Source organism: Frondihabitans sp. 4ASC-45 (assembly GCF_049472575.1).
Classification (GTDB): domain Bacteria; phylum Actinomycetota; class Actinomycetes; order Actinomycetales; family Microbacteriaceae; genus Frondihabitans.
This window is the reverse complement of sequence record NZ_JBCEBN010000006.1, coordinates 223,317-232,724: the sequence shown is the minus strand read 5'-3', so window position 1 is coordinate 232,724 and position 9,408 is coordinate 223,317. Positions and strand designations below refer to the sequence as shown.

The 9,408-nt window shown below is 66.3% G+C and carries 8 protein-coding genes; all 8 read right to left on the bottom strand.

The window, feature by feature from the left end:
* Positions 1-629: 629 nt before the first annotated feature.
* The 8 genes from tyrS to argC all read right to left on the bottom strand — a co-directional run bounded on the left by tyrS (position 630) and on the right by argC (position 9,391).
* The gene (gene tyrS / locus VH571_RS11485; RefSeq protein WP_423264670.1) at positions 630-1,943 is read right to left on the bottom strand and encodes a tyrosine--tRNA ligase; all 1,314 of its coding nucleotides are present in this window, start codon (positions 1,941-1,943) and stop codon (positions 630-632) included.
* A 9-nt stretch (positions 1,944-1,952) separates the two neighbouring features.
* Complete coding sequence (locus VH571_RS11480; protein WP_423264680.1) at positions 1,953-2,546, bottom strand: DNA-3-methyladenine glycosylase; 594 nt, start codon at positions 2,544-2,546, stop codon at positions 1,953-1,955.
* Positions 2,547-2,668: 122 nt separating this feature from the next.
* Complete coding sequence (gene argH / locus VH571_RS11475) at positions 2,669-4,108, bottom strand: argininosuccinate lyase (RefSeq protein WP_423264669.1); 1,440 nt, start codon at positions 4,106-4,108, stop codon at positions 2,669-2,671.
* Entirely contained in the window at positions 4,105-5,028 is a 924-nt protein-coding gene (gene argF, locus VH571_RS11470; protein WP_055962459.1) for an ornithine carbamoyltransferase, read from the bottom strand. Before argF ends, argH begins: the two co-directional genes overlap by 4 nt.
* Complete coding sequence (locus tag VH571_RS11465; RefSeq protein ID WP_423264668.1) at positions 5,025-6,233, bottom strand: acetylornithine transaminase; 1,209 nt, start codon at positions 6,231-6,233, stop codon at positions 5,025-5,027. Before VH571_RS11465 ends, argF begins: the two co-directional genes overlap by 4 nt.
* Positions 6,230-7,180, bottom strand: a complete 951-nt coding sequence (gene argB, locus VH571_RS11460; protein ID WP_423264667.1) for an acetylglutamate kinase — start codon at positions 7,178-7,180, stop codon at positions 6,230-6,232. The genes VH571_RS11465 and argB overlap by 4 nt, the downstream gene beginning before the upstream one ends.
* Positions 7,181-7,190: 10 nt before the next feature.
* A complete protein-coding gene (gene argJ, locus VH571_RS11455; protein ID WP_423264666.1) occupies positions 7,191-8,348 on the bottom strand; it encodes a bifunctional glutamate N-acetyltransferase/amino-acid acetyltransferase ArgJ in 1,158 nt (385 codons plus the stop codon).
* The gene (gene argC / locus VH571_RS11450) at positions 8,345-9,391 is read right to left on the bottom strand and encodes an N-acetyl-gamma-glutamyl-phosphate reductase (protein ID WP_423264665.1); all 1,047 of its coding nucleotides are present in this window, start codon (positions 9,389-9,391) and stop codon (positions 8,345-8,347) included. The genes argJ and argC overlap by 4 nt, the downstream gene beginning before the upstream one ends.
* Positions 9,392-9,408: the final 17 nt, after the last annotated feature.

Here is a 9,408-nt window from a genome sequence, read left to right as displayed (position 1 = left end):
CGAAGCCAGTGACAGCAAGTTTGATGCTGACCAAAAGAACAAAACAATCTGACGATTGTTGTCCATTTCAATCTCAAAGAAACCCAACACCCAGAACCACTACACCGAAGGCATAGATCCACTGAATGCCGAGGTATAATTTGGCATTTGACAATGTGCACGCTGTTGAGTTCTCAAGGACCAAACGCACCTGAGACCCAATGACATTTATCATCTTCGCTCAAGGCAACTTTGAAACCTTATCCACCTCGTCGGGCCCTGTCAAACCCGCTCTTTCGAGAAGATCTAACGGACTTCAAGAGCCTCAAAGGCTCTTGCGCCCAGCCTTGGCCGGGAGGTGGAGGACTTGCAACCTTACTCACAACCGGTTCGAAGTTCAAGACCGAAGTCGAAGAAGAACCGGGGAGAAAGGGCCCCCGCTTGAGGCCGGTAAGAGGAGCCGCTAGGCCCTTCCGTTTCCGTTCCTTTGGGGTGACAAGAAGAAACAATACGGGCGGATGAACACCTCGGCAAATCTCGGCTGCATCCCGGGCGTGTCGTCGATGAGTGGCCCGGAAATACAGGGGTTTACGCACGATGGCCCGGTTTTCTCCCTAGGGGGAGCACACCGGGCCATCAACGTCACCGCCTCAACTCGAGACGGTCACGCCTGCGAGGGTCTTCTTGCCACGTCGAAGAACAGCTCGCTTCCCCTCGAACGCGAGTGACACCACAAGGGCCGAATCATCACTGATCCGCTCGTTGTTCACGTAGATGCCGCCCTCGGCGGCCGCCCGGCGAGCTGCCCCGAGCGATGCCACCAGTCCGGTGGCGACGAGAGCCTGCGACACGGTGGTCGAGGGATCGACGATCGCGTGCGGCAATTCGGCAATCGCCGCTTCGAGCACCTCGGAAGGGAGAACCGCCAAGTCGCCCTGACCGAAAAGCGCCGCCGAGGCGTCGATGGCGGCTTGCGCGGCCTCGGTGCCGTGAACCAATCCCGTCACCTCGAGAGCAAGACGCTTCTGCGCCTCGCGAGCGAACGGACGCTCGGCAACCTGCGTTTCGAGCCGCTCGATCTCAGCACGATCAAGGAACGTGAACACCTTGAGTCGAGCCACCACGTCGGCGTCGTCCTGGTTGAGCCAGAACTGGTAAAACGCGTACGGCGAGGTGAGCGACGGGTCGAGCCAGACAGCGTTTCCTTCGCTCTTGCCGAACTTTGTGCCGTCGGAGTTGGTGATCAGCGGGGTGCCGATCGCGTGAACCGCAACTCCCTCCGTGCGACGAATCAGTTCGGTGCCGCTGGTGAGGTTGCCCCACTGGTCGCTCCCCCCGGTCTGGAGCAAGCAGTCGTACGTGCGGTAGAGCTCCCGGAAGTCGAGCCCCTGGAGGATCTGGTAGCTGAACTCCGTGTAGCTGATGCCCGCATCGGAGTTCAAGCGGGCCGATACCGCGTCTTTCTTCAGCATCGTGTTGACTCGAAAATTCTTGCCGATGTCACGAAGGAACTCGATGGCGCTGAGCGGCTCGGTCCAGTCGAGGTTGTTCACGACACGGAGAGCGTTGGATCCTTCGCTCGAGAGGAACTTCTCGACGTGCACCCGGATGCTCTGCACCCACTCAGCCGTCTGCTCGCGCGTCTTGAGCACGCGCTCCGCCGTCGGGCGAGGATCGCCGATGAGTCCCGTCGACCCGCCGACCAACCCGAGCGGCTTGTGCCCGGCGAGTTGGAGACGCCGCATGAGGAGCAGCTGCACCAGGTTTCCGAGGTGCAGGCTCGGTGCGGTCGGGTCGAATCCGCAGTAGAACGTGATCGGGTCGCCGCCGAGGAGGTCACGCAGAGCACCCTCGTCGGTGGAGACATGCACGAGTCCGCGATAGACGATTTCGTCCCACACGGTGTCGAAGGTGGGATCGTTCGCCTGGGTGGCCAAGAGGTCGGCCGTCGTCTGACTCGTCACCCGACAACTTTAGCCGCGGCGGCGCGAGACGGCGGGACGATACGCCGACACCGTCGGGTCGTCGGCGATCCAGAACCGCCAGGGGTAGGCGTTTGTGCCGGCGTGCCCGGCGACGCCGACGCGGGGGCCGGTTACGACGTCGAACGACTGCTCAGTCGGCAGCGTCAGTGTGAATGGCGGCGCGTCGATGGTCGCACCGTCATCGTCGAGCGCAATGCCCAGAGCCGAGCCGAGCCGCCCGGGGCCTCGGGCGAGCTCGACGTCTCGACTCGCAGCCGGTCGGCGTGACCTGGCCATCTCGAGACCATCGACGATCTCGCCGGCACGAAGCAGCACCGCCGAAGCGGACCCCTCGGGCCCACAGACGAGATTCAGGCACCGGTGGATTCCGTAGGAGAGATACACGTAGAGGGTTCCCGGGGCCAGCCACATACTCGAGTTGCGGGCAGTCGGGCCGTTGTGAGCATGCGACCCCGGATCCTGACCCTGCCCCTGGTACGCCTCGACCTCGGTGATCCGAAGAGCCACGGGCCCCGACCGGAACACCGCGCCGAGCAACATCGGCGCCGCCTCGAGCGCGGGCGCCGCTAGTACGGCCGACACCGACGTCACGAATCAGAAGAAACGCTGGCCGGTGACGACCGTGTAGGTAACAGCCGCGACGACGACGAGCACGCACACCACGATGACCACCCGCAGCAGGATCGGCCGCCTCGGCTGATCGCTCACGACGTTGCCTGGAGTCCGAGATCGGCGATGAGGCCCCGCACCTGCGATGTCAAGGAGACGAGCTGCTCGGCGACCCGGTTTGGCGCCGTGCCCCCGACCCCGTCGCGGCTGGCAATCGATCCCTCGACGGTCAGCACGGCACGGATCTCGGGGGTGAGATGGTCGGAGACTTCGCGGTACTGCTCATCGGTCGGCTCGTCGAGGTCGAGACCGTTCGTCTCGCAGAACTGCACGAGCGAACCGCTGATCTCGTGGGCGTCTCGGAACGGCACGCCCTGCTTGACCAGCCACTCGGCGACATCGGTCGCGAGCGAGAACCCCTGGGGAGCCAGCTCGGCCAGCCGACCCTCATCGAACTCGAGCGTCGCGATCATCCCGGTGAACGCCGGCAGAAGCACTTCGAGCTGCGTCACCGTGTCGAAGACCGGCTCTTTGTCTTCTTGCAGATCGCGGTTGTACGCGAGAGGCAGACCCTTGAATGTCGCGAGGAGCCCCGTGAGGTTGCCGATGAGACGGCCCGACTTTCCGCGAGCGAGCTCGGCGATATCGGGGTTCTTCTTCTGCGGCATGATCGACGACCCGGTCGAGAAGCCGTCGTGCAGCTTGACGAAGCCGAACTCTCGGGTGTTCCAGAGGATCACCTCTTCGGCGAGCCGCGACAGGTCGATGCCGATGGAGGCCGTCACGAAGGCGAACTCCGAGACGACATCACGGCTGGCGGTCGCGTCGATCGAGTTCTCGGTGGTTCGGTCGAAGCCGAGCTCCCGGGCGACGAGCGCAGGATCCAGGCCCAGCGACGATCCGGCCAGCGCCCCCGATCCGTACGGCGACGCACTCGCCCGCCGTGACCAGTCGCGGATCCTCTCGAGATCGCGCACCAGAGGCCACGCGTGAGCAAGGAGGTGGTGGGCGAGGAGCACCGGCTGAGCATGCTGGAGGTGGGTACGACCCGGCATCACGGCTGTCTCGTGCGCGGTCGCCTGCGCGACGATCGCGTCGATCAGGTCGGTGACGAGTCGCGCGATCACGAGGCCGTGGTCGCGGAGATACATCCGCACGAGAGTCGCGATCTGGTCGTTGCGGCTGCGCCCGGCACGGAGCTTGCCACCGAGCTCCGGCCCGGTGATCGACATCAGGTGCCGTTCGAGGGCCGAGTGCACGTCTTCATCGCTCTCGGCCGCCGTGTAGGTACCGTCAGCCACGCCGCGCTCGAGCGTGTCGAGAGCCGTGAGCATGCCGTGGAGCTCATCGGCGGTCAGGTAGCCGGCGGCATTCAAAGCGGTGGCGTGCGCGCGGGATCCTGCGATGTCGTAGGGGTAGAGCTGCCAGTCGAACTGCGTCGACTTACTCAGCGCCGTGAGCTCGGGGCTGGGACCGGATGCGAAGCGGCCGCCCCAGAGGGCGCCGGCCTCCGCGGCCCGATTGCCGCCCGTCACTTCTGCTCCAGGAGCCAGGTGAGAAGCGCCTTCTGCGCGTGAAGACGGTTCTCCGCCTCATCCCAGATGACGCTTCGGGGGCCGTCGATAACGTCGGCCGCTACCTCGTAGCCACGATCGGCGGGAAGGCAGTGCAAGAAGATGGCGTCGTCATCGGCCTCGGCAAGGAGCGCCTGGTCGACCTTGTACGAGCCGAAGGTCGCGACCCGGTGAGCCTTCTCGTCTTCTTTGCCCATCGACACCCAGGTGTCGGTGACGACGATATCGGCACCGCGAACGGCGTCGACGGCGTTGGTGATCACCTGAGCGGAGCCGCCCGTGGTGGCGGCAATGCGCTGAGCATCGGCGACGACAGCGGCCTCGGGAGCGAACTCCTCGGGAGCTCCGATGCGAACGTGCATGCCCGCCGTCGTGCCCGCGAGGAGGTACGACTGAGCCATGTTGCACCGGCCGTCGCCCACGAACGCGACGGTGAGGCCCTCGAGAGCGCCCTTCTGCTCGCGGATCGTCAGCAGATCGGCGAGCAGCTGGCACGGGTGGAAGTCGTCGGACAGGGCGTTGACGACCGGCACCGTGGTGCCCTCGGCCATCTCTTCCAATCCGGCCTGGCCGTAGGTGCGCCAGACGATGGCGGCGACCTGGCGCTCGAGCACGCGAGCGGTGTCGCTGGGCGTCTCCTTGCCCCCGAGCTGGCTCGAGGCGGTGGCGATGATGAGCGGGACTCCTCCGAGGTCGGCGATGCCGACGGCGAACGAGACACGGGTGCGCGTCGACGACTTGTCGAAGATCACGGCGACCGTCTGCGGGCCCTCGAGCGGACGAGCCTTATAGCGATCCGCCTTGAGAGTTTCGGCGAGATCGAGGACGGCGGACTGCTCGGCGGGACTCAGATCGTCGTCGCGGAGGAAGTGGCGGGTCATGCGAGACCTTTCAGAACGGAGGTGAAGATCTCGGTGAACTCGGCGATCTCGGAATCGCCGACGATGAGCGGCGGAGCGATGCGGATGCTGGAGTCGTTGGCGGCATTGACGATAAGCCCCGCCTCGAGGCAGCGGGCCGAGATCTCGTTGGCGATCGGCTCGTGCAGGCCCACTCCGATGAGGAGCCCGCGACCGCGGACCTCCTTCACGTGCGGCGACGCGATCGCCGTGATGGCGGCCCGGATCTGCTCGCCCCGAACGCGGGCATTCTCGACCAGGCCCGCGGACTCGATCTCACCGAGAACCGCGTTCGCCGCCGACGTGGCGAAGGGGTTCCCTCCGAAAGTCGAGCCGTGCTGACCGGCCTCGAACAGGTCGCTGGTGTCGCCGAACGTCACGAGCGCACCGATCGGGATTCCCCCGGCGATGCCCTTGGCGACGGTGATCGCGTCCGGCACGATGCCGAACTGCTGGAAGCTGAACCAGGTGCCCGTGCGGCCGATCCCCGTCTGGATCTCGTCGAGAATCAGAAGTGCTCCGTGCTTGGCCGTCAGCTCGCGCGCGGCCTGGAGGAACCGCTCGGGAAGGTCGACGACGCCGGCCTCGCCCTTGATCGGCTCGATGATGATGCCCGCGACACGGTCGTCGATCGCCTGCTCGAGCGCCTCGATGGTCGTGTCGATGTGCTCCACGCCGGGAAGCATAGGTTCGAAGGGCTCGCGGAGCGCCGGTTTGCCGGTGAGGGCCAGGGCGCCCATGGTGCGGCCGTGGAACGAGGACTGGAGAGCGAGGATCCTGGTCTTCGTGCCGTCGGGGCCCTTGTTGAGGCGCAGCAGCTTGAAGGCGGCCTCGTTGGCCTCGGCTCCCGAGTTGCCGTAGTAGACCCGACCCTGCTCGCCGGCTCCCGAGATGGCCTTGAGGCGCTCGGCTAGTTCGACCTGCGACGGCGTCGCGAAGTAGTTCGACACATGGATCAGCGTCGCGGCCTGCTTGGATACCGCCTCGACGAGAACCGGGTGGGCGTGGCCCAGGGCGTTGACGGCAATACCGGCGAGGAAGTCGAGGTAGCGCTTACCCTCGACGTCCCAGACCTGGCAGCCTTCGCCGCGCTCGAGCATGACCTTGGGGGTCGAAAGGCTCTTCATGATGGAGTCACCGAATCGGCGCTGCCACGTGCCTTCGGTGGTCGGGGTGGTCGTGGTCATGACTGTCCTCTCTTCTGCTCGTGCGATCGTCTGCTGTTGGGGATGACCTCGGTGCCCGCACCGCGCTGGGTGAAGATCTCAAGGAGGATGGAATGCGGAATGCGACCGTCGATGATGGTCGCCCCGCCGACGCCCGCGACGACGGCGTCGAGGCAGGCGGTCATCTTGGGGATCATGCCGCTCTCGAGGCTCGGCAGGAGGCCGGTGAGTTCGTCGACGGTGATCAGCGCCACGAGCGAGTCGCGGTTCGGCCAGTCGGAGTACAGACCGGGCACGTCGGTCAGCACGATCAACTTGGACGCCTGCAGGGCGATCGCCAGCGCGGCCGCCGCGGCATCGGCGTTCACGTTGAGCGCCGAATCGGGATCCATGTCGTTCACGGCGATGGAGGAGACGACCGGGATCCGGCCGGCCGCGATCTCGGCGAGGACGCGCGACGGATCGACGTCGGTGATGTCACCGACGTGGCCCAGATCGAAGGTCTCACCGTCGACCTCGACGCCGCGGACGTGCCCTTCGAAGAGCTTGGCCTCGTCGGTGCCGTCGCTGAAGACACCGCGCGCTAGGTCGCCGTGCTCGTTCATCATGTCGACGATCTCGCGGTTGACCTCGCCTGCCAGCACGTCGCGCACGACCGAGATCGCCTCGGTCGTCGTGACCCGATAGCCGCCACGGAACTCCGACTCGATGCCTGCCGCCTTGAGCGCGGCCGAGATCTGCGGCCCTCCCCCGTGCACGACGACCGGGTGCAGCCCGACCGTGCGGAGGTACACCATGTCTTCGGCGAAGGCGCGCTTGAGATCGTCGTTGATCATGGCGTTGCCACCGAACTTCACGACGACCACCCGGTCGCGGTAGTTCAGCAGCCACGGCAGCGATTCGATGAGCGTTGCGGCCTTGACCGCGGCCAGGGCCTGCTCGGACTGTGTGGCGTGCTCGGTATCCATGCTCACGCCCTCAGCTCGAGTACGCGCTGTTCTCATGCACGTAGTCGTGCGTGAGATCGTTCGTCAGGATGGTCGCCGTCGCGGGGCCGGCATGCAGATCGAGAAGGATCCGCAGTGCTCGCGGACTCATATCGCAGTCGGTCACGGGGCGGTCGGGTGCGCCCTTGGCACAGAGTCGCACCCCGTTGAACGAGACGTCGACGTCGTACGGGTCGAACTGCGCGCTCGTCGTACCGATGGCGGCGAGAACGCGGCCCCAGTTGGGGTCGTTGCCGAACACCGCGGCCATGAGGAGGTTGCTGCGGGCGAGCGACCGGCCCACCTCGACGGCCTCGTCTTCGCTGACCGCACCCACGACCTCGATCGTGATGTCGTGCGACGCGCCCTCGGCGTCACCCTGGAGCTGCTCGGCGAGGTCGGCGCAGAGGGCGGTCACGGCCCGGGTGAATGCGTCGTCGTCGGGAGTGATGCCCGACTCGCCGCTGGCGAGCAGGACGACGGTGTCGTTCGTCGACATGCAGCCGTCGGAATCGAGGCGGTCGAAGGTGACGTGCGTGGCGCTCCGGAGTGCGGAATGCAACTTCGCTGCCGGCACGTCGGCGTCCGTCGTCAGAACCACCAGCATGGTGGCGAGACCGGGTGCGAGCATGCCGGCACCCTTCGCCATACCGCCGACGACCCAGCCGTCGCCCTGGACGACCGCCTCTTTGGCGTGCGTGTCGGTCGTCATGATGGCAGTCGCCGCAGCTGTGCCGCCCGTCGGGCTCAGTTCGACGACCGCGGACTGGGATCCTGCGATCACCTTGTCGCGGAAGGTCTGGTCGCCCACTCCGATAAGACCGGTCGAGCAAACGACCACGTCGCCCGCGCCGATATCGAGCGCCTCGGCGACTGTCTCAGCCGTGAGGTGCGTGGTCTGGAAGCCGAACGGCCCGGTGAAGCAGTTGGCCCCGCCCGAGTTGAGCACGACCGCCCGGGCGTCGCCGTCGGCCACCACCTGCTGCGACCAGATGACGGGGTGCGCCTTGGCACGGTTGCTCGTGAAGACACCGGCGACCGCGGCCCTGCGACCGCGGTTGACCACCAGCGCAACGTCGGGTTTACCGGTCGACTTGAGGCCGGCGACGACGCCGGAGGCCTCGAAGCCCTGTGCTGCTGTGACGCTCACGGGGCGACTCCGTTCGTGGTGAGACCAAGGGTCTCGGGGAATCCGAGGGCGATGTTCGTCGACTGGACGGCGGCACCGGCCGTGCCCTTTGCGAGGTTGTCGAGGGCGCTGACGACGATGACGCGGCCGGCCGCCTCGTCGACCGAGAGCCCGATGAGGCAGACATTCGCGCCGAGAGTGTCGGCGACCCGCGGGTACTCCCCCGCGGGCAGCACATGGACGAACGGCTCGTCGGCGTAGGCGGCCTCCCACGCGCGGCGGATGTCGGCCTCGCTCACGCCGGGAGCGAGCTTCGCGGTGGTCGTTGCGAGAATGCCCCGCGCCATCGGCACGAGCATCGGGGTGAACGAGAGCGTCACGTCGGTGGCGCCGGCGACCCGGAGATTTTGCTGGGTCTCGGGGATGTGCCGGTGGGTTCCGCCCACACCGTACGCGGAGGCCGAACCGAGCATCTCGCTGGCGAGAAGGTGCGGCTTGAGCGCTTTGCCGGCGCCCGACGGGCCCACGGCGAGAACCGCGACGATGTCGTTAGCCGACACCAACCCGGCCTCGACGCCCGGAGCGAGCCCGAGGGTCATGGCGGTCACGTTGCAGCCCGGCACCGCGATGCGGGTCGCCCCGACGATCTCGTCGCGCTGCTTGCTGCCGCCGGCGCGGAGCAACTCGGGCATGCCGTACGTCCACGCACCGTAGAACTCGCCGCCGTAGAAAGCAGCCCAGTCGTCTTCGCTGGTGAGCCGGTGGTCGGCGCCGCAATCGACGACGAGGGTCTCGCTCGGCAGCTGGGCGGTGATCTCACCGGACTTGCCATGTGGCAGAGCGAGGAACACCACGTCGTGGCCGACGAGGTTCTCTGGAGTCGTCTCGACGAGTGTCAGGTGGGCGAGAGAACGGAGGTGCGGCTGGGCCGCGATGAGCGGCTGGCCGGCGTTCTTGAACGCCGTGACGGTGGTCACTTCGAATTCTGGATGCTGAGCGAGGAGCCGGAGGAGCTCCCCACCTGCGTAACCGCTTGCGCCTGCAACGGCGACGGATAAAGGCATGCTTCTACCCTAATGTT